The 19,046-nt window shown below is 72.3% G+C and carries 21 protein-coding genes; 15 read left to right on the top strand and 6 right to left on the bottom strand.

Features of this window, described 5'->3' with window-relative positions; genetic code table 11:
* Positions 1-21: 21 nt before the first annotated feature.
* The 10 genes from AB0E94_RS34000 to AB0E94_RS33955 all read left to right on the top strand — a co-directional run bounded on the left by AB0E94_RS34000 (position 22) and on the right by AB0E94_RS33955 (position 9,704).
* A complete protein-coding gene (locus AB0E94_RS34000; RefSeq protein WP_360334998.1) occupies positions 22-858 on the top strand; it encodes an SGNH/GDSL hydrolase family protein in 837 nt (278 codons plus the stop codon).
* Positions 859-991: 133 nt separating this feature from the next.
* Complete coding sequence (glnT, locus tag AB0E94_RS33995) at positions 992-2,320, top strand: type III glutamate--ammonia ligase (RefSeq protein WP_360334996.1); 1,329 nt, start codon at positions 992-994, stop codon at positions 2,318-2,320.
* 16 nt (positions 2,321-2,336) lie between these two features.
* On the top strand, positions 2,337-3,188 hold the full coding sequence (locus AB0E94_RS33990) for a hypothetical protein (RefSeq protein ID WP_360334994.1): 852 nt from the start codon (positions 2,337-2,339) through the stop codon (positions 3,186-3,188).
* Complete coding sequence (locus AB0E94_RS33985; RefSeq protein WP_360334992.1) at positions 3,176-3,838, top strand: hypothetical protein; 663 nt, start codon at positions 3,176-3,178, stop codon at positions 3,836-3,838. The genes AB0E94_RS33990 and AB0E94_RS33985 overlap by 13 nt, the downstream gene beginning before the upstream one ends.
* Positions 3,838-5,157: an FMN-binding glutamate synthase family protein gene (locus tag AB0E94_RS33980; RefSeq protein ID WP_360334990.1), complete on the top strand. Its 1,320-nt coding sequence runs from the start codon at positions 3,838-3,840 to the stop codon at positions 5,155-5,157. The genes AB0E94_RS33985 and AB0E94_RS33980 overlap by 1 nt, the downstream gene beginning before the upstream one ends.
* Positions 5,158-5,197: 40 nt before the next feature.
* Positions 5,198-6,301: an FAD-dependent oxidoreductase gene (locus AB0E94_RS33975; RefSeq protein WP_360334988.1), complete on the top strand. Its 1,104-nt coding sequence runs from the start codon at positions 5,198-5,200 to the stop codon at positions 6,299-6,301.
* 56 nt (positions 6,302-6,357) lie between these two features.
* Complete coding sequence (locus tag AB0E94_RS33970; RefSeq protein WP_360334986.1) at positions 6,358-7,011, top strand: hypothetical protein; 654 nt, start codon at positions 6,358-6,360, stop codon at positions 7,009-7,011.
* Positions 7,008-7,673 carry a DUF4166 domain-containing protein gene (locus tag AB0E94_RS33965; RefSeq protein WP_360334984.1) on the top strand — a complete coding sequence of 222 codons (666 nt, stop codon included), beginning with the start codon at positions 7,008-7,010 and terminating at the stop codon, positions 7,671-7,673. The genes AB0E94_RS33970 and AB0E94_RS33965 overlap by 4 nt, the downstream gene beginning before the upstream one ends.
* On the top strand, positions 7,674-8,321 hold the full coding sequence (locus tag AB0E94_RS33960; protein WP_360334982.1) for an XRE family transcriptional regulator: 648 nt from the start codon (positions 7,674-7,676) through the stop codon (positions 8,319-8,321).
* 75 nt (positions 8,322-8,396) lie between these two features.
* Positions 8,397-9,704 (top strand): ammonium transporter, encoded by a 1,308-nt coding sequence (locus AB0E94_RS33955; protein ID WP_360334980.1) that lies wholly within the window; start codon positions 8,397-8,399, stop codon positions 9,702-9,704.
* Here the strand turns inward: AB0E94_RS33955 and AB0E94_RS33950 are convergent.
* From AB0E94_RS33950 to AB0E94_RS33940, 3 genes are all read right to left on the bottom strand, one after another.
* Positions 9,629-10,534, bottom strand: coding sequence for a helix-turn-helix transcriptional regulator (locus AB0E94_RS33950; RefSeq protein ID WP_360334978.1), 906 nt, complete (start codon positions 10,532-10,534; stop codon positions 9,629-9,631). The two genes, AB0E94_RS33955 and AB0E94_RS33950, sit on opposite strands and share 76 nt — an antisense overlap.
* 70 nt (positions 10,535-10,604) lie before the next feature.
* The gene (locus tag AB0E94_RS33945; protein WP_360334976.1) at positions 10,605-11,378 is read right to left on the bottom strand and encodes an SDR family oxidoreductase; all 774 of its coding nucleotides are present in this window, start codon (positions 11,376-11,378) and stop codon (positions 10,605-10,607) included.
* Positions 11,379-11,482: 104 nt separating this feature from the next.
* Entirely contained in the window at positions 11,483-12,499 is a 1,017-nt protein-coding gene (locus tag AB0E94_RS33940) for a zinc-binding dehydrogenase (protein ID WP_360334974.1), read from the bottom strand.
* Between the two features lie 57 nt (positions 12,500-12,556).
* Here AB0E94_RS33940 and AB0E94_RS33935 point away from each other — a divergent pair, with 57 nt between their 5' ends.
* From AB0E94_RS33935 to AB0E94_RS33925, 3 genes are all read left to right on the top strand, one after another.
* Complete coding sequence (locus AB0E94_RS33935; RefSeq protein ID WP_360334972.1) at positions 12,557-13,444, top strand: LacI family DNA-binding transcriptional regulator; 888 nt, start codon at positions 12,557-12,559, stop codon at positions 13,442-13,444.
* A 221-nt stretch (positions 13,445-13,665) separates the two neighbouring features.
* The gene (locus tag AB0E94_RS33930; protein WP_360334970.1) at positions 13,666-14,532 is read left to right on the top strand and encodes a helix-turn-helix transcriptional regulator; all 867 of its coding nucleotides are present in this window, start codon (positions 13,666-13,668) and stop codon (positions 14,530-14,532) included.
* Positions 14,529-15,074, top strand: a complete 546-nt coding sequence (locus AB0E94_RS33925; RefSeq protein WP_360334968.1) for an isochorismatase family cysteine hydrolase — start codon at positions 14,529-14,531, stop codon at positions 15,072-15,074. Before AB0E94_RS33930 ends, AB0E94_RS33925 begins: the two co-directional genes overlap by 4 nt.
* Here AB0E94_RS33925 and AB0E94_RS33920 read toward each other — a convergent pair.
* On the bottom strand, positions 15,037-15,849 hold the full coding sequence (locus tag AB0E94_RS33920) for a hypothetical protein (RefSeq protein WP_360334966.1): 813 nt from the start codon (positions 15,847-15,849) through the stop codon (positions 15,037-15,039). The two genes, AB0E94_RS33925 and AB0E94_RS33920, sit on opposite strands and share 38 nt — an antisense overlap.
* Complete coding sequence (locus AB0E94_RS33915) at positions 15,846-16,016, bottom strand: hypothetical protein (RefSeq protein WP_360334964.1); 171 nt, start codon at positions 16,014-16,016, stop codon at positions 15,846-15,848. The genes AB0E94_RS33920 and AB0E94_RS33915 overlap by 4 nt, the downstream gene beginning before the upstream one ends.
* A gap of 156 nt (positions 16,017-16,172) precedes the next feature.
* Between AB0E94_RS33915 and AB0E94_RS33910 the strand changes: the two genes are divergently transcribed.
* Complete coding sequence (locus AB0E94_RS33910; RefSeq protein WP_360334962.1) at positions 16,173-16,478, top strand: hypothetical protein; 306 nt, start codon at positions 16,173-16,175, stop codon at positions 16,476-16,478.
* Positions 16,479-16,636: 158 nt separating this feature from the next.
* Complete coding sequence (locus AB0E94_RS33905) at positions 16,637-18,118, top strand: glycosyl hydrolase (protein ID WP_360334960.1); 1,482 nt, start codon at positions 16,637-16,639, stop codon at positions 18,116-18,118.
* 5 nt (positions 18,119-18,123) lie between these two features.
* Here AB0E94_RS33905 and AB0E94_RS33900 read toward each other — a convergent pair whose 3' ends face one another.
* Positions 18,124-18,978, bottom strand: a complete 855-nt coding sequence (locus AB0E94_RS33900; RefSeq protein WP_360334958.1) for a LysR family transcriptional regulator — start codon at positions 18,976-18,978, stop codon at positions 18,124-18,126.
* Positions 18,979-19,046: the final 68 nt, after the last annotated feature.

The raw sequence follows: 19,046 nt of genomic DNA, 5'->3' as shown, positions 1-19,046 counted from the left end.
CACCGAATACGGAGACCCGCAATGCCCTATCCCACCGCGATCTACCAGCGTGTCGTCGCCGTCTGCGCGACCGTCGCGCTGACCGCCACCGCCTGGGCCGCCCCCGCGACCGCCGTGGCCGTGTCCATCGCGCCGGCCCCGCTCCAGTACGTCGCGCTCGGCGACTCCTACGCCGCCGGGTTCGGCGCCGAGGCGACGAGCGACCCGTGCGGCCGGACCGCGGCCGGCTACCCGGCGCTGCTCGCGCGCGAGGCGCACGGCGGCATCTCGGTGCGCAACGCCTCGTGTGCCGGAGCGACGACCGCCGACGTGATCCGGCAGACGTCCGCGCTCAGCCCGCGCACCCAGCTCGTCACCATCACCGCGGGCGCCAACGACCTCGAACTCAAGCGGCTGCTGGTCTCGTGCCTGAACCGGTTCGCGGCGGCCGCCTGCCAGAACGACGGCCTGGCCGTGCACCGGAAGCTCACCGCCGCCCTGCCGCGTGACCTGAACCGGATGCTGCGCGCGGTCGTCACCGCCGCCCCGAACGCCCGCGTGGTCATCACCGGCTACCCGCTGCCGTTCGCGCGGAGCCGGCAGTGCCCGGGCCTGCCGGTGACCGCCCGGATGCGGGCCCGCGCCAACCAGGTGGTCACCGGCCTGAACGCCGCCATCGCCGCGGCCGCGGCCCGCAACCGGGTCCGCTATGTCGACGTCGAGCCGGGCTTCGCCCGGCACGGGCTGTGCAGCCACAAGCCGTGGCTGGTCGGCGTGGAGGGCCTGCGCGACAACCGGGTGCTGCACCCGACCGCGACCGGCCAGGCCCGCGGCTACCTGCCGGCGATCGCCGGCAGCGGGCTGACCGACCGCGCCTGACGCTAGCGCCTGGACCGTCCCCGGCACCGCCGTGCCGGGGACGTAACAGATCCGGCAGCCTCCCGTAACAGAGATTCTGTTCACTCTTGCGAAACAGAGTTTCTTGTGAAGAATCTTCTTCAGGGGAGGTCACGTGTCACAGGCACCGTCACAGGCATCCGAGCTCGCGCAACTGGCCGAAGCCGCGAACGTCCGTTTCATCCTGGCGCTCTTCGTCGACCTGCGCGGCAAGCCGTGCGCCAAGCTCGTCCCGGTCGAGGCGGTCGAGACCCTGGCCCGCGAGGGGGTCGGCTTCGCCGGCTACGCGGTCGGCGCGATCGGCCAGCAGCCCCGCGACCCCGACCTGATGGCGATCCCCGACCCGTCGTCGTTCACCCCGGTGCCGTTCCTCAAGCCCGGCCTGGCCATCGTGCACTGCGACCCGCACGTCGGCGGCGAGCCGTGGCGGTTCGCGCCCCGCAACATCCTCAAGGCCGTGCTGGCCCGCGCCGCCGACGCCGGATACACCCCGTGGGTGGGCGCCGAGGTCGAATACTTCCTGGTCGAGCGGGACGGCAACGGCGGCATCCGGCCGGCCGACGCGCTCGACACCGCCGCGCAGCCCTGCTATGACGCGCGGGGCGTGACCCGGATGTACGAGCACCTCACCGCGATCTCCACCGCGATGAACGAGCTGGGCTGGGGCAACTACGCCAACGATCACGAGGACGGCAACGGGCAGTTCGAGCAGAACTTCGAGTACGCCGACGCGCTCACCACCGCCGACCGGGTGATCACCCTGCGCTATCTGCTGACCATGCTCGCCGAACAGCGCGGGATGACCGCCACCTTCATGCCCAAGCCGTTCGCCGACCGTACCGGCAACGGGTTGCACCTGCACATGTCGCTCACCGAGGGTGAGCGGCGGATCTTTCCCGCCGCGGACGACGATCGGGGTCTGGGGTTGTCGCCGGCGGCCTACGCGTTCGTGGCCGGGGTGCTCGAACACGCCTGCGCCCTGCAGGCGCTGCTCGCGCCCACGGTCAACTCCTACAAGCGGACCGGGGCGGTGGCCACGGCATCCGGCGCGTCCTGGTCGCCGCGCTGCGCCACCTACGGCGGCAACGACCGGACCCATTACGTACGGGTGCCCGACGACCAGCGTGTCGAGCTGCGTGGTGGTGACGGGTCGGCGAATCCGTACCTGGCCATCGCCGGCGCCCTGGGCGCGGGCCTGGACGGGATCGCCCGCTCGCTGGATCCGGGCCGTCCGGGCGCGGGCGAGGCCAAGGGCGACCCGCTGCCGCTGACCCTGCTCGACGCGGTGAGCGCGTTCGAGGCCGACGACCTGCTGACCGGGGTGCTGGACGCCGCCGGCAGCGGGGTGGCCGCCTACTTCGCCCAGCTCAAGCGGGAGGAGTTCTTCGCCTGGCACAGCGCCGTGTCGCCCTGGGAGATCGACAGGTACCTGCAAGCGTTCTGAAAGGGGAATCTCCTCGATGTGTGGAATCGTCGGTCTCCATCTGCGAGACCCCGACCTGTATCCACGGCTCGGCTCGCTGCTGACCGGCATGCTGTGCGAGATGTCCGAGCGGGGCGCCGACTCGGCCGGGGTGGCCGTCTACGGCGATCCGGTCTGGTCGCCGCCGGGCCACGCCACGGTGACCGTGCTGGCCCCGTCGGTCCCGCCGATCGACGGCGCGACGGTCGTCGACCTCGGCGAGGTCCAGGTGGTGCACGCGCCGGCGCCGGTCGCCGAGCTGCTGGCGAAGCTGGCCGGACTGCCGATCGCCGGGTTCGGTGCAGAGCTGACCGTGCTCAAGGGCGTCGGCCACCCCCGCGACCTGGCCGCCACGTTCCGGCTCGAACAGGCGCAGGGCTGGCAGGGCGTCGGGCACACCCGGATGGCCACCGAGTCGGCGGTCACCCCGGCCGGCGCGCACCCCTACGCGGTCGGCCCGGACCAGTGCCTGGTGCACAACGGCTCGTTCGCCAACCACGCCACCATCCGCCGCCACCTGAGAGCGCGTGGCGTGGTGTTCGACAGCGAGAACGACACCGAGGTCGGCGCCCGGTACGTGGCCCAGGCGCTCGCCGACGGCCGGGACATCGAGTCGGCCCTGAAGAGCCTGTGCGCCGAGTTCGACGGTTTCTACACGCTGCTCGTGTCGAATCGGGACTCGTTCGCCGTGGTCCGCGACGCGATCGCCTGCAAACCCGCGGTGATCGCCGAAACGGACGCGTGGGTGGCGATGGCGTCGGAGTACCGGGCGCTCGTCGGCCTGCCCGGCATCGAACAGGCCCGCATCTTCGAACCCGAGCCGGAACGGATCTACGCATGGACACGCTGACCTACGCCATGGCGAGCGGCGTCAACCGCGCCCTGCACCGCCTGGACTCCGGGACGGTGACGATCACCGCGCCGAACGGCAAGCACAGCGTCGCGGCCGGGCTGCGCACCCCGCTGCACGTGACGATCGACGGGCACTGCGGCTACTACGCGGCCGGGATGAACCAGCTCGCCGACGTGGTGATCAACGGCAATGCCGGGGTCGGCGTCGCCGAGAACATGATGAGCGGCAGCGTGCGGGTCAACGGCAACGCCTCCCAGTCGGCCGGCGCCACCGCGCACGGCGGGCTGCTGGTGATCACCGGCGACGCCGCCGCCAGGTGCGGGATCTCGATGAAGGGCGTGGACATCGTGGTCGGCGGCAGCATCGGGCACATGAGCGCGTTCATGGCCCAGGCCGGCCGGCTCGTGGTGCGCGGCGACGCCGGGGAGGCGCTCGGCGACTCGATCTACGAGGCGCGGCTCTACGTGCGGGGCAAGGTGTCGTCGCTGGGCGCCGACTGCATCGCCAAGGACATGCGCCCCGAGCACCACGCCGAGCTGCGCAGACTGCTCGACCGGGCGGGCTGGCCGGACGACGACACCGCCGCCTACACGCGTTACGGATCGGCCCGGCAGCTCTACCACTTCCACACGGGGAACGAATACTGATGAGCCATCTCCGCGAATCGGCGACCTTCGACCGGGCGACCATCCACGCCATCCAGCGGGCCGCCGCCACGGGCGTCTACGACATCCGCGGCTGGGGCGCCAAACGGCCGCTGCCGCACTTCGACGACCTGCTGTTCCTCGGCGCGAGCATGTCCCGCTACCCGCTCGAGGGCTACCGGGAGGCGTGCGGCACCGACGTGGTCCTCGGCGGGCGCAATGCCGAGTACCCGCTGCACCTGGACATCCCGGTGACCATCGCCGGGATGAGTTTCGGGGCGCTGTCGGCGCAGGCCAAGGAGGCGCTCGGCCGGGGCGCGTCGGAGGTGGGCACCAGCACCACCACCGGCGACGGCGGCATGACACCCGAGGAGCGCGGCCAGTCCAAGCACCTGGTCTACCAGTACCTGCCGTCGCGGTACGGGATGAACCCGGACGACCTGCGGCGGGCCGACGCCATCGAGATCGTCCTCGGCCAGGGCGCCAAACCCGGTGGCGGTGGCATGCTGCTCGGCCAGAAGATCAACTCCCGGGTGGCGGCGATGCGGACCCTGCCCGAGGGCATCGACCAGCGCAGCGCCTGCCGGCACCCGGACTGGACCGGCCCGGACGACCTGACCATCAAGATCCAGGAGCTGCGGGAGATCACCGACCATGAGAAGCCGATCTACGTGAAGGTCGGCGCCACCCGCACCTACTACGACGTCAAGCTGGCCGTGCACGCCGGGGCGGACGTCGTGGTGGTCGACGGGATGCAGGGCGGGACCGCGGCCACCCAGGACGTGTTCATCGAGCACGTCGGCATCCCGACCCTCGCCGCGCTCCCCCAGGCCGTGCAGGCGCTGCAGGAACTCGGCGTGCACCGGCAGGGGGCGACGGGGGTCCAGCTGATCGTGTCGGGCGGGATCCGGACCGGCGCCGACGTCGCCAAGGCCCTCGCCCTCGGCGCGGACGCGGTCGCCATCGGCACGGCGGCGCTGATCGCGCTCGGCGACAACGATCCGCGCTGGTCGGCCGAGTACGAGGCGCTCGGCTCGGCGGCCGGCTTCTACGACGACTTCCAGGACGGGCGCGACCCGGCCGGCATCACCACCCAGGACCCGGAGCTGGCCGCGCGGCTCGATCCGGTCGAGGGCGGCCGGCGGCTCGCCAACTACCTGCGGGTGCTCACCATGGAGGCGCAGACCATCGCGCGCGCCTGCGGCAAGGCCCACGTCACCCACCTGGAGCCGGAGGACCTGGTCGCGGTGACCATCGAGGCGGCCGCGATGGCCCGGGTGCCGCTGGCCGGCACCGACTGGATCCCGGGGGCGGCGCGGTGACGCGCACATCGACCGCCGGCCGGACTCCGGGGGCCGTGCGGTGAGCCGCGAGTTCGCCGTCGTCGGGGCCGGGCTCGCCGGAGCGGCGACGGCCTGGCGGCTGGCTCAGCGCGGCGAGCGGGTCACGGTTCTCGAGCGGGCGGCGCCCGCCAACCGGCAGGGCAGTTCACACGGCTCGGCGAGAATCTTCCGGTACGCCTACCCGGACCCGTTCTACGCGAACCTGGCAGCCGAGGCCCGTGACCACTGGGACGAACTCTCCCAGGCAGCCGACGTCCCACTGATCCGCTACGTCGGGGCGCTCGACTTCGGCACGCGGCGCGACCCCGCCCACCTGGCCGGCGTCCTCACGTCGATCGGTGTCGAGAACGAGCTGCTCACCGCGTCGCAGGCGGCCCGCCGATGGCCGGGCATGCACATCGACGGGCCGGTGCTGTGGCAGCCGGGCGCCGGTGTGCTCGACGCCGAGTCGTCGGTGAACGCCATGATCGCGCTGGCCCGGTCGGCCGGCGCGGCGGTCCGGGAGGACTGGACGGTCACCCGGCTCGTGCCCGACGGCGCCCGCGTGTCGATCCGTTCCGCGCACGGTGACGAGCTGACCGTGGACCACGTCGTCGTGGCCGCGGGTGGCTGGCTGCCGTCGCTCGCCGCCGACCTGCCGTTCCAGCTCCCGCCGCTACATGTCAGCAAGGAGCAGGCGTTCCACTTCCCCTATCGGGACCCGGTCGCCGACTGGCCCACGACGGTGCACAAGCAGGCGGACATCGCGACCTACTCGTTGCCGGGCGGGCGGGACGCCGGTCACCGCGGGCACAAGGTCGCCGAGTATCTGGGCGGCACCGGCATCCCGTCAGCGGCCGGCAACGACGGCATCGTCGACCCGGACAACCGGCGGCGGGTCGTCGAGTACGTCGAGAAGTACCTGCCCGGCCTGGTCCCCGAGCCGTACGCGGAAACCACCTGCGTCTTCACCATGACACCGACCGAGGACTTCGTCATCGACACGGCCGGGCCGTTCACCGTCGCCTCCCCGTGCTCGGGTCACGGCGCCAAGTTCGCCCCACTGCTCGGCGCCCTGATCGCGGACTCCGCCCTGGGCGTCGCCCCGGCGGCCGATCGTTTCCGGGTCCCGCGCAGGGGTTGAGCGGTCGCTTAAAAGACGCTAGGTTTGAGCGGGTGCTCAAACCCTTGGGAGGCGTCGTGGGCAGGGTCTACGTGGAGACGGTGATCGCTGCTCCGCTGGAGCGTGTCTGGGGAGCGACGCAGGATCACCGGGAGCACGTGCGGTGGGATGTGCGGTTCGGGCGGATCGATCCGGTTCCGGGGACGGCGCCGGCCGAGTTCACCTATGCCACGGCGGTGCTGCCCGGCGTCGAGATCGCCGGGTTCGGGGTGCACGGCGGGGAGCGGCGCAGCGACGGCGGGGCGGTGTCGTCGCTGCGGTTCGGGTCCGGTGACCGGCGGTCACCGATCCGCGAGGGGTCCGGCTACTGGCGGTATGTGCCGGTCGGCGGCGGCGTGCGCTTCCTCACCGGCTACGGCTACCGCACCCGGTGGGGACGGTTCGGGCGGGTGTTCGACGTCGGGTTCGCGCCGGTGTTCGGGTGGGCCACGGCCTGGTCGTTCGACCGTCTGCGGATCTGGCTCGAGCACGGTGTGCCACCCGAGCGGGCCCGGCTGCACGCCGTGGGCGAACTGATCCTGCGCGGTGGGCTGATCGCCGCCGCCACCGCCTGGGGACGGCCGTGGAGCCTCCTGCTGGCCACGGCTTTTGCCGTGGCCGTACCGCCGCATCGAAAAACACCTGCCGCCCGGCGATGCCGGCGGCGGCCGGGAAAGGGTGACCAGCGATGACCTCGGTCTTTCAACAGGCTCTCGGTGCCGGCTTCGACCGCCTGCACCCGAACATGCAGCGGCGTTTCGGGGTCGACGGCGAGCGCGACCAGGGGTGCGTCGGCACCGGGACGATGGACCGGGTCTGGCGGGGGCGGGCGTTCACCGCGCCGTTCCTGCACGTCGGGACGCTGCGGCACATCCTGTTCCCGGAGACTGGGGCCGACGTGCCGTTCACCATCGAGAACTACGCCTACCAGGACAGTTTCCGGCGGCCGACGCTCACGTTCGTGCGGACCTTCCAGGTGCGGCCGCACCGGCGCCGCCGTTTCGACGCCACGATGGTCTACGACCCGGACCGGCAGGTGCTGGTCGACTATCTCGGCACCACCCAGCATCTCGCCGTCGATCTCGACGTGTCCGCCGACGGCCGGGGCGGGCTGCGGATCCGTAGCGGCGCGCAGTTGTTCCGTGGCGGGGTCGGCTGTCCGGCGCTGATCCGCGGCGACGCCGAGGTGCATGAGATCTGGGACGCCTGGGCGCAGTGTTTCCGGATCCGGGTGACCGTCACGAACCGTCGTTTCGGGCCGCTCTTCGGCTATCACGGCAGTTTCACGGCGCAGTACGTGCCGGCGGGAGCACCGGTTCCGGCCGCGGTCCGGCCGCTGCGGGAGACTGTGTAGGTGACACTCCTTCGCAATGACACCGGGACGGCCCGGGAGCGGGCCTCCGGCGAGCCGGTCGGCGGCCTCGACCTCGAGACGGCGATCGGGCGCAACGTCCGCGAGCTGCGCATTCAGTACGGCCTGACGGTCGCCGAGCTGGCTGCCCGGGTCGGCATCTCCAAGGCGATGCTGTCCAAGATCGAGAATGCGCAGACGTCGTGCAGCCTGGGCACGCTCGGCGCGCTGGCCGACGGGCTGGACGTGCCGGTGACCAGCCTGTTCCGCGGGGCCGACCGGGAGCGGCCGTCGTCGTTCGTGCCGGCCGGGGGTGGCACCGCGATCGTCCGGGACGGGTCGCAGGCCGGGCACGAGTACCACCTGCTCGGCTCGCTGCGCGGGGAGCACCGGCGGCTGGAGTGCCTGCATGTCACGCTGACCGCGAAGAGCGAGACGTATCCGCTGTTCCAGCACCCGGGCACGGAGTTCATCTACATGCTCGAAGGGGTGATGGACTACGCGCACGGGCGGTCGGTGCACCGGCTCACCCCGGGTGACTCGCTCCAGATGGACGGGGAGGGCGCGCACGGCCCGGCCGACCTGATCGAGCTGCCGATCCGCTTCCTGTCGGTGATCGCCTTCCCGGACACCGTCGCGCCGCACCGCTGACATTGAACGGCAACACTTGTTAAGTCTACTGAGAGTGTCCGTTGTTTTATCTCAGTAGACAAAGGATCGCTTCTCTTGGACGTCGGCAGCACCGCATTCATCCTCGCGGCCTCGATGGCCGTCGCGCTCATGATCCCCGGCCTGGCCCTGTTCTACGGCGGCATGGTCGGCGCCCGGTCCGTACTCAATATGATCATGATGGTTTTCGGCAGTGTCGCCGTCGTCGGCGTCCTCTGGACCCTCTTCGGCTTCTCCGCCGTCTTCGGCGACTCCTACGGCGGCCTCGGCCTGCTCGGCGACCTGACCGAGCACGCCGGGCTCAGCGCCATGGTCGCCGGAGACGAGGCGGCCACCCTGCCACCCGCGCTGGTCGCCATCTTCCAGGCGCTGTTCGCGGTGATCACCACCGCCCTGATCGCCGGCGCGGTCGCCGACCGGGTCCGGTTCGGGCCGTGGCTGATCTTCGCCGGGCTGTGGGCGACGCTGGTCTACTTCCCGGTCGCGCACTGGGTGTTCGCGTTCGACTCGGCCGACGGCGGCGTGACCGGCGGCTGGATCGCCAACAAGCTGGCCGCCGTCGACTTCGCGGGCGGGACGGCCGTACACATCAATGCCGGTGTCGCCGCCCTGGCGCTGGTCCTGGTGGCCGGCAAGCGCACCGGCTGGCCGTCGCAGGCCCGCCCCAACGGCCTGCCACTGGTGGCGCTCGGCGCCGGGATGCTCTGGTTCGGGTGGTTCGGCTTCAACGGCGGCTCGGCGCTGGCCGCCGGCAACAGCGCCTCCATCGTCATGCTGACCACCTTCAACGCCACCTGCGCGGCCATCCTGGCCTGGCTGTTCGTGGAGAAGCTGCGCGACGGGCACGCCACCACGCTGGGCGGCATGTCCGGGGCGATCGCCGGTCTGGTCGCGATCACCCCGGCCTGCGGCGCGGTCAGCCCGCTCGGCGCGCTCGCCATCGGCGCGATCGCCGGTGCGGTGTGCCCGCTCGCGGTCGCCCTCAAGTACCGGTTCGGCTACGACGACTCCCTCGACGTCGTCGGCGTGCACCTGGCCGGCGGCCTGATCGGCACCATCCTGATCGGCCTGTTCGGCATCGCGGACGCCCCCAGCGGCCAGGCCGGCCTGTTCTACGGCGGCGGGTTCACCCTGCTCGGCAAGCAGACCGTGGCGGCGCTGGCGGTGCTCGCCTACTCGTTCGCGGTCACCTGGGTGATCGCGTTCGCCCTGCAGAAGACGATCGGCCTGCGGCTGTCCACGGCGAAGGAGGCCGAAGGCGTCGACCTGGTCGAGCACGCCGAGGTCGCCTACGACCTGGAGGGCAAGCCGGGCGCCCCGGAGACCACGCCCGCCCCGGCGCCCTCCCTGGCCCCGGTCTCCTGAGCGCTCCAGCTGGCCAGCAACCGCAACGCCTCGTGCGACGGGGACCCGGACCGGGCCGTGTAGACGAACAGCGTCTGGTCCGGGTCCTCCGGCAGTTGGAGCGCCTGGAAGTCGATGGTCAGCTCGCCGACCACCGGATGCCGGTACAGCTTGCTGCCCGACGTGCGGACCAGCACCTGATGGTCGGACCACCAGCGCCGGAACTCCTCGGACTTGACCGACAGCTCGTCGACCAGCGCGGCCAGTTTCGGGTCGTCGGGGTGCCGGCCGGCCTCCACCCGCAGCACCGCGACCGTCTCGGCGGCCACCTTCGCCCACTGCACGTAGAGGTCGCGTGCCCGCGGGTCGAGGAAAATGAAACGCGCCTTGTTGCGCTGCGCGGCCGGCAGCAGGTTGAAGTCGCAGATCAGGGCGCGGGCCATCCGGTTGGCGGCGAGCAGGTCCATCCGCCGGCCCAGCACGAACGCCGGGGACGCGGCGTCGTCGAGCGTCTCCAGCATCTGGTACATCCCGGGGCGTACCCGCTGAGGCCGGGGCGCCGACCGGCCGGGCCGGGCCTTGACCAGGTCGAACAGGTGCGCCCGCTCGGTGTCGTCGAGCTGCAGCGCCCGGGCGATCGCCTCGATCACGGTGCTCGACGGGTTGAGGTCGCGGCCCTGCTCCAGCCGTACGTAGTAGTCGACGCTGACCCCGGCGAGCGCGGCGATCTCCTCCCGCCGCAGCCCCGGCACCCGCCGCCCCGGGAAGGCGTCGGTGATGCCCGCGTCGCGCGGGGTGAGCCGGGCCCGGCGGGTCCGCAGGAAGTCCTTGAGCTCGGCGTTCTTCTCCACGCACCCAGTCTCCCCCGCCGGACGGGCCCGGCAGCACCGCTGACTGGTACTGCCGGACCCACTCAACGGATCAGGCGGCCTGCCGGGTCGGCATGATCGTCACCTGCTGAAGGTTGACCCGCTTCGGCAGGGCCGCCGCGAACGCGATCACCTCGGCCACGTCCTGCGGGGTCAGGAACTCGACCGACGCGGCTGCCCCGGCGAGCCAGTCCAGCGCGCCCTGGTCGGTGACGTGGCCCTGCAGCTCGGTGCCGACGATGCCCGGCTCGATCGCCGACACCCGGATGTCCCGGCCGCCCAGCTCGGCGCGCAGGTGCCGGGACAGGTGGGTGATGAACGCCTTCGTCGCCGAGTAGACGGCGAAGGTCGGGAAGATGTTCTGCGCCGCGATCGACGACGTGGTGAACAGATCGGCGGTACGCCCGGCGGCGGCCGCCGCCACGAGCAGCGGCGTCACCGCGCCGACGGTGTGCACGGCGGCCGTCACGTTCAGGTCGATCTGGGTCTGCCACTGGTCGGCGCGCTGCTGCTCGATCGGCGCCGGCAGCATGATCCCGGCGTTGTTCACCACCAGGTCCACACCACCGAACTCCGCGGCGGCCCGGGACACCGCGGCCCCGAGCGCCACGGTGTCGGTGACGTCGACCGGCACCGGGAGCGCCGTGCCACCGGCGGCGGTGATCCGGCCGGTCAGCTCGTCGAGGCGGTCCTTGCGCCGGGCCAGCAGCGCCACGGTCGCGCCACGGGCGGCGAGCAGCTCGGCGGTGGCCGCGCCGATCCCGCTGGACGCGCCGGTGATCAGCGCGGAACGGCCCTGCAACGGCTGCGGGGAGTTGACGGTCATGGGGTTCTCCTTTGCTCGGAACCCATGCAACCGCCCCGGCGGCCGGTGCGGGCGGCGCTGACCGGCCCCGCTGTGACCAGGACCGGCAGACCCACCCGGGCGGCTCAGGGCAGGGTCACCACCACCTTGTCGGCGGCGCCCGGCGTGGCGGCGAGCGTCAGGGCCCGCTCCACCTCGGTGTACGGCAGCACGTCGCTGACGATCAGCGCGTACCGCTCCCAGTGCTCGATCAGGTCCTTGGTGACCTCGAAGATCTCGGTCGGGTAGCCCATCGCCAGCGCGATGGTGAGCTCGCTGGTCAGCAGCGCCCCGAAGTCGACCTCGACCGGCTTCTTGTGCACCGCCACGATGCTGAGCCGCGCCCCGTGCCGGGCCGTCGCGAGCACCGTCTCGACGACCGCCGGCGCCCCGGCCGCGTCCAGGTAGAGGTCGGTGGCCGGTTTCCCGTGCCGGCCGAAGTAGCGGGGCGCCGCACCGTGCAGCTCCAGCAGCCGGGCCGCGACGTCCTCCTCAGCCGAATCGATCACCGCGTCGGCGCCCACCTTCAGCGCCTTGGCCAGCCGGTTCGGCACCACGTCGACGACCACCACGTGCGCGGCCCCGCGCAGTTTCAGGCCGATCGCCGCGCCCAGCCCGATCGGGCCGGCACCGAACACCACGGCGGTCTGGCCCGCTCTCGGCTCGAGCCGGTTGACCGCGTGGGTGGCGACCGCCATCGGCTCGTTGAGGGCGGCCACCTCGAACGGGATGTGCTTCGGCACGGTCACCAGATGGGTGCCCACCTGCGCGTCCCGGATCAGCACGAACTCGCTGAGCCCGCCCTGCTCGCCGCCACTGCCGATGATCCCGTCGGACGACGCCATCGGGTTGAGCACCACGTGGTCGCCGACCGCCAGGCCGGTCACGCCGGCGCCGGCCGCGACGATCTCCCCGGCCGGCTCGTGGCCGAGCGGGGTGGCGCCCTGCCGGGGCGGGATGCCGCCGACCGAGATGTAGAGGCCGTCGGAGCCGCAGATCCCGCAGGCCCGGATGCGCACCAGGACGTCGGCCGGGCCGACCGTGGGGACGGGCGCGTCGACGATCTCGGTCCGGCCCGGGGCGGTCACCATCACTGTCTTCATGAGCACTACTAAATCGCTTTAGTTGAGCGGTAGGGTATCGGGCGGAAGGGGGATGTCGTGCCGCGTACCCGAGTGACCTTGAAAGACGTCGCCGCCGCCAGCGGCGTCTCGCCGACCACCGCGAGTTTCGTCCTCAACCGGGTGACCGGGCAGACGATCCCGCCGGCCACCCAGGAGCGGGTCCGCCGGGCAGCGGCCGAGCTCGGCTACGTGCCGCACGGCAGCGCCCGCGCGCTGCGCGAGGGCAGCTCCCGGCTCGTGCTGCTCAACGCCGGGCAGCTCCCGGTCGCGGGCAGCCTGCGCAGCTTCATCGACGGCCTCGACGCCGAGCTCACCGGCCACGGCTTCACCCTGCTGGTCCGGCACGGGCCGACCGACCCGGCGTCGCTGCGGCAGGCGGTGCAGACCGCCGACCCGCGGGCCGTCATCGACCTGGCCGAGCTCTACGCGACACCCGAGCCGGACCGGCTCGACGGCGGCTGGATCGACGGGCTGGCCGCGCACACCGCCACCCAGGTCGACCACCTGGCGGCCCGCGGCCACACCCGGATCGGTTTCGCGATGCCCGCCGACCCCCGGCTCCAGCGGATCGCCGGGCTGCGGCTCGACCAGGCCCGGGCGGTCGCCACGGCCCATGGGCTGCGCCCGCCGGAGCCGTTCGGCCTCGACCGGCGCGGTGCCGTCACGGCGGTCGCCGCCTTCGACGATCGCGTGGCGCTCGCCCTGCTCAGCGCCATGGCCGACGCCGGTCTCCGCGCGCCCGGCGACCTCGCGGTGATCGGATTCGACGACACCGGCTACGGGGACCTGTGGCGGCCGGCCCTGACCACCGTCCACATCGACGCCGCCGGTTACGGCCGCCGCGCGGCCCGCGCCGTGCTCGGCCTGCCCATCTCGGACGTGCCGCCGGCCCCGTCGACGGTGGTGGTCCGCGCCACCACCTGACGCCCGCCCTCCGCCGGTCACCTTCCGCGGGCGGCTGGCCGGAGACGGCGATCGGCCGTTCGGCCAGCGAAAACCCGCCGTGTGCCTACCGTCCGGGGCGGCCGGACCGGAGGATGCTTGCCTGGTCCGCCCCGAATCCCCGTGCGGGGCGGACACCCCCCAATCCGCCAGGCACTGTCCGTTCCTCCCAGGCGGTGACCAGGGCGATCTATGGTCGGGCGGTGAGCGTCCGAGACGAGATCCGGGACTTCCTGCTGTCGCGCCGGGCCCGGCTGTCGCCCGAGCAGGCCGGGCTCCCCCGCCACGGCGAACGCCGGGTCGCCGGGCTGCGCCGCGAAGAGGTGGCCCAGCTGGCCGGGGTCAGCGTCGAGTACTACACCCGCCTGGAACGCGGCAACACCCGCGGCTACTCCGACGACGTCCTCGCCGCGGTGGCCCGGGCGCTGCACCTCGACGACGCCGAACGCGAGCACCTGTTCGACCTGGTCCACGCCGCGAACACCCGGGCCCGGCCGGCCCGCGAGACCGGCGCCCTGCGGCCGGAGGTGCAGCACCTGCTGGACGCCATGACGGCCGCGCCCGCCTATGTCGGCAACACCCGGCTCGACGTCCTCGCCGCCAACCCGCTCGGCCGGGCCCTGTTCGCGCCGCTCTTCGACAGCCCGCACCAGCCGGTCAACCAGGCCCGGTTCCTGTTCCGGGACCCGGCCGCCCGCGAACTCTTCCCGGAATGGGCGGAGATGACCCACGACGCGGTGGCGGTGCTGCGCACGGCCACCGGGCGGCACCCGGACGATCAGAACCTGTCCGGCCTGGTCAGCGAGCTCCTCACGGCGAGCGACACCTTCCGGTCCCTCTGGCAGCTGTACGACGTACGCCATCGCCGGTCCGGTGTGAAGCTCTTCGACCATCCCGTGGCGGGGCGGCTGACCGTGCGGTTCGAGGCGATGACCCTGCTCTCCCACCCCGGCCTGCGGCTGCACGCCGGGACCGCCGACCCCGGCACCCCGTCCGCGGCGGCCCTCCAGTTCCTGGCCAACTGGGCCACTGCCCCAGCCGTCACTCCCACTGAAATGGATCAGCGTTGAGCCGTACCGCCCTGCTCGTGATGGACGTCCAGCCCGCCGTCGTGGCCCGTTACCCGGACCCCGGCTATCTGCCCCGGCTGCGCGGCGCGGTCGAGGCCGCCCGAGCCGCCGCCCTCCCGGTGATCTTCGTCGGGGTGGGTTTCCGGGCCGGCGCGCCCGAGGTCGACCCGGTCAACCGGATGTTCGGCGGGCTCGCCGGCCGTGACCTGCCCGCCACCGGCACCGAGTTCCATCCGGCGGTGCTGCCGCTGCCGGCCGAACCCGTGGTCACCAAGCGGCGGGTGTCCGCGTTCGCCGGCAGCGACCTGGACCTGCTGCTGCGCGCCCAGCGGATCGGCCACCTGGTCCTGGCCGGGATCGCGACCAGCGGGGTGGTGCTGTCCACCGTGCGGCAGGCGGCCGACCTCGACTACCGGCTGACCGTCCTCGCCGACGGCTGCCTCGACAACGACCCGGCCGTCCACGAGATCCTGGTCGGCAAGGTGTTCCCGGCTCAGGCCGAGGTCACGGCCACAGATACATGGTCACGTCAGCCGGTCTGACGCCGGGCGGCAGCAGGACGGGCAGGGTGTGCCGGCTGGTCCCGGCGCGGTACTCGTCGGTCTCACCCTTCGGCAGCGACTTCTCGATGTCGACCCAGTGGGCCCGGTCGACGAACCAGCCGCCGGTCAGCCGCCCCTCCGGCGTGCGGAACACCAGCACATAGTTCGGCTCCCGGATCCGCCCCCACGTGTTGTCCACATCGAACGACACGTAGTCCCACCCGCCGTTCACCGCCGGCCGCGGCAGCAACTGGTCGATCTTCGCCCGCAGCAGCACGGATCGCGAGAGGACGGGTTCGGCATACGCGTACAACACGATGCGCGCGACGCGGGCCGCCTCCTCGGCGGCGAACTGTTCGCTGCCCCCGAGCTCGACGTCCTGCCCCGGCGGCAGGTAGGCCCAGCCCGCGTTGAAGACCGACGCCCAGTCGTTGCGCTGATCGGAACGCCAGCCCCGCCCCGAGCCGTCCACGAATCGGAATTGGAGGTGGAGCTTCATCGGCTGGTTCGTCGAGTTCCGGACGACCGCCGCCGCCCCCACGATGCGCCTTGTCGCGCTGCCACCGGGCACCGGAAAAGTCGAGAAGCCACGGTCTTCGACAACGATTCCGGTGGTGATGTCATCGTGCAGGATCGAAGGATCAGCACTGGGAGAAGGCGTGGGTGGCGCCGGATCGCCGGGTGGCTTGGTGCACCCCGCGATCACACCGAGGGTCACCGCGATGACCAGAGCGGCCGAGAGCAGGCGCTGTCGTGAAGGTCGTCCGTCGTTCAACGTTCCCGATCCTTGTACTTCAGGTACAACTCGTGCCGCAGGGCCGCATGCGTGCGCCGGTGGTCCGCGCGGAGGTCGTCGGCCAGCCGTGGCAGGTCGACCCGGGCGGCCTGCCGGAGCCGTTCGAGCGGCCCGCCGAACACGACACCCCGCATCTCGTCGGCCATGACCGAACCTCCCCCGTGACGACCGGACTACGAAGCTGACTACAGCACTCGATCCGGTCCTGGTTCGATCCACCGGCCGGGTGACGAGCGATTCCGCAGATGGTGAAGGAACCGGGGACGGCGAAGACGATCGGGCGGCCGGATACGATCTGCGCCGTGAGCAACCCGATCGCGCCTCTCCGCTGGTACGCCGTACTCGCCGTGCTGTTCTTCGGTGTCCTGCCGACCGTGCTGGTGGGGCTGCTGGTGGCCGGCGGCGACACCCCCTGGCAGGTCGGTCTGCTGCTGGTCGGCGGGATTCCGCTGGTGATCTGCGCCATCATCCTGGTCGTCCGCGGTTTCCGTGCCGACGGCCCGGAGCTGGCCGAGCAGCTGCTCAAGCGCGGCATGGCGTTCGTCGCCGGCGCGGACGTGCTGCTCCTGGGCGGCAATGCGCTGATCCGGATGGCAACCGGCGCCTGACGACCGGCGACTGCCGGACCCGTACCGCAACCCTCCGATCCGGATCGCAACCGGCGACCGAACCGCAACGCCTCTGCCCTCTCCAAGCTCTGCCACCGGCGTGGAATCACGCCGATCAGTAGGCCATTCCGCATCCGCGAGAAGGGGCCTATTCCTCCATGCGCAGCGCTCGATTCCGCGCGGCCGTCCTGGCGTCCGCGCTCACCGTAAGCGTGGTCGTCCCACCGGTTCCGGCTTCGGCCGACCCGGTGGCCGGTCTGTCGTCGGCTGCCCTGCCGACGCTGGCCGGGCGGCTGGCGTCGGTGCGCGTGGCGAAGAGTCTCAACTACTACCCGACGAACGCCGCCTGGTCGTCGATGTGGACCGAGTTCGACGCGCAGCGGATCGAGACGGACCTGGCCAAGGCGGCCGCGCTGGGCGCGAACAACGTGCGGGTCATCGTCTTCCCGCAGGCTTTCGGTTACCCCAAACCCCTCAGCGGGTACGCCGAACGCCTGAGCACCTTCATCGGCATCGCCGCGAAGAACCGGATGACCGTGAAGCTGACCCTGTTCGACTGGTGGGACGGCTACACCGAGGTCTCGCGCAGCATCACCTGGGCCAAGACGGTGCTCGCGCCGTACGCCAACGATCCCCGGGTGATCGCGGTCGAGCTGAAGAACGAGTTCCAGCCGGACGACGCCGCGGCTGTGGCGTGGGTGCGCAAGCTGATCCCGGCGGTCCGGGCGGCCGCCCCGGCGATGCCGCTGACCCTGTCGGTGGACGGCGCGACCGGCGCCCCCGGCATGGCCAAGATCAAGAAGGCGCTGACCGGCACCCCGCTGGACTACTACGACTTCCACTTCTACGGCAGCTCGGAACGGTCGCTCGCGGAGATCCGCAAGGCGCAGGCCGCGGTGTCGCCGTCCCCGATCGTGATCGGGGAGACCGGGCTGAGCAGCGCCGTGGACAGTGAGGGCGAGCAGGCGGCGTTCCTGGCCCGGGTGTTCCGCGCGGCCCGCGAGGCCGGGGTGGGCTCGGTGTCGCCGTGGACGTTCACCGACTTCCTGCCCGGCGCGATCCCGGACCATTCGGCGGTGTCCGAGAAGCCGGCCCAGTACAAGTTCGGCCTGCACCGCACCGACGGCGCCCCGAAGGTGGCGGCGGCCGTGGTGAAGGCGGCGTGGACCACCGGCGCCACCCCGAACACGGTGCTCAACCTGAGTTTCGAGTCGTCCGAACGCGACTCGCCGTGGCGGCAGAACCTGCCGAAAGCCGGTGGCGCGCGGATCACCACGGGCGTCGCCCGGACCGGGCAGGCGGCGGCCCGGTTCACCGCCACCACCCGCACCGCGGCCGGCCTGCCGTCGCTGGTCACGTCACCGATCACGCCGGTGCAGGCCGGTCACCGGTGGCGGGCCGAGGCGTACGCCCGGGGCGCCGCCGCGACCGGCATCACCGAGATCACGCTGAGCTGGTTCGACGCCGAGGGCCGCTGGATCAGCCAGCACAACTCGAACCGTCTGCCGACCGGCACCACGACCTGGACGAAACTGTTCGTCGAGACGGTGGCCCCGCCCGGCGCCGCGGGCGTCCAGCTGCACCTGAAGTCGGGTGACAACACCGGCACGGTCTGGTTCGACGACGTCGCGATCTCCTGAGCGGGTCACCTGGCGAACAGCTCCCGCAGGAGCCTGATCAGGGCCGGCACCGCCGGATGGGTGGGCGGCTGCCGCCAGGCGACGTGCAGGTGCAGCGGCGGGGCATCGGTCAGCGGGACGTAGGCGACGGCCGGATGCGGGTACATCGCCGCGGTCGCGACGCTGGTTACCCCGGCCGCCCGCCCGGCGGTGATCGCGGCCAGCCAGTCGTCGGTGTTGGCCACCTCCACGGTGCGGGCCGGGCCGGCGCCGGGCGGCCACAGGTCCAGGCTGGTCGTGCCGGTCACCGTGTTGATCGCGATCGGCTGACCGGCCAGGTCGGCCAGCGTCAGGGCAGACCGGCGGGCCAGGTCGCCGTCGGCCGGGACCGCGGCCAGCCGGGCCTCGGTCACCATGCACTCGGTGTGCACTCCCGGGATCTCCCCCGGGTCACGCAGCACCGCCGCGTCGGTCCGGCCGCCGGACAGCCCGGCCGTGCGGTCGTCGATCCGCAGCAGCCGCAACGGCACGTCCGGGTACGCCTCGTCCCACGCCCGCAGCAGTGGCCCGGTGTGCTCGCCCAGCGCCGACCAGGCATGCCCGAGCCGAAGCGGCCACGTGCCCGCCCGTACCGGATCAAGAACCTCGTCGACCGCCGCGACCGCGGCGGCCGCGCGGTCCCGGAACGCGGCACCGGCCGGGGTCAGCTCCAGATGGTGGGTGGACCGGTCGGCGAGCGTCACCCCGAGATGGGTCTCCAGCTGGCGCAGGGTGCGCGACAGCGCCGGCTGGGTCACGTGCAGCCGGGCCGCCGCCCGGGTCACGCTGCCCTCGGCGGCGATGGCCAGGAAGGCCCGCAGGTGGCGCAGGTCCACGGTCATAACCGGAGAGCATAACCAGAGCTTGAAACGGCATTTCCGGTACGGCGCAGGGCCCGATTAGCGTTCGG

Source organism: Actinoplanes sp. NPDC026670, from assembly GCF_040638175.1.
GTDB lineage: Bacteria > Actinomycetota > Actinomycetes > Mycobacteriales > Micromonosporaceae > Actinoplanes.
The sequence above is the reverse complement of the archived record's forward strand: the minus strand, read 5'-3'. Positions and strand labels throughout refer to the sequence as shown.

What these genes read in the sequence shown, in the direction of transcription:
- AB0E94_RS33980 (WP_360334990.1), top strand. Translation starts at nt 3,838, where the DNA reads ATGAGCCATCTCCGCGAATCGGCGACCTTCGACCGGGCGACCATCCAC.
- AB0E94_RS33965 (WP_360334984.1), top strand. Translation starts at nt 7,008, where the DNA reads ATGACCTCGGTCTTTCAACAGGCTCTCGGTGCCGGCTTCGACCGCCTG.
- AB0E94_RS33900 (WP_360334958.1), bottom strand. Translation starts at nt 18,978, where the DNA reads ATGACCGTGGACCTGCGCCACCTGCGGGCCTTCCTGGCCATCGCCGCC.
- AB0E94_RS33940 (WP_360334974.1), bottom strand. Translation starts at nt 12,499, where the DNA reads ATGAAGACAGTGATGGTGACCGCCCCGGGCCGGACCGAGATCGTCGAC.
- AB0E94_RS33915 (WP_360334964.1), bottom strand. Translation starts at nt 16,016, where the DNA reads ATGGCCGACGAGATGCGGGGTGTCGTGTTCGGCGGGCCGCTCGAACGG.
- AB0E94_RS34000 (WP_360334998.1), top strand. Translation starts at nt 22, where the DNA reads ATGCCCTATCCCACCGCGATCTACCAGCGTGTCGTCGCCGTCTGCGCG.
- AB0E94_RS33985 (WP_360334992.1), top strand. Translation starts at nt 3,176, where the DNA reads ATGGACACGCTGACCTACGCCATGGCGAGCGGCGTCAACCGCGCCCTG.
- AB0E94_RS33945 (WP_360334976.1), bottom strand. Translation starts at nt 11,378, where the DNA reads ATGACCGTCAACTCCCCGCAGCCGTTGCAGGGCCGTTCCGCGCTGATC.
- AB0E94_RS33905 (WP_360334960.1), top strand. Translation starts at nt 16,637, where the DNA reads ATGCGCAGCGCTCGATTCCGCGCGGCCGTCCTGGCGTCCGCGCTCACC.
- AB0E94_RS33990 (WP_360334994.1), top strand. Translation starts at nt 2,337, where the DNA reads ATGTGTGGAATCGTCGGTCTCCATCTGCGAGACCCCGACCTGTATCCA.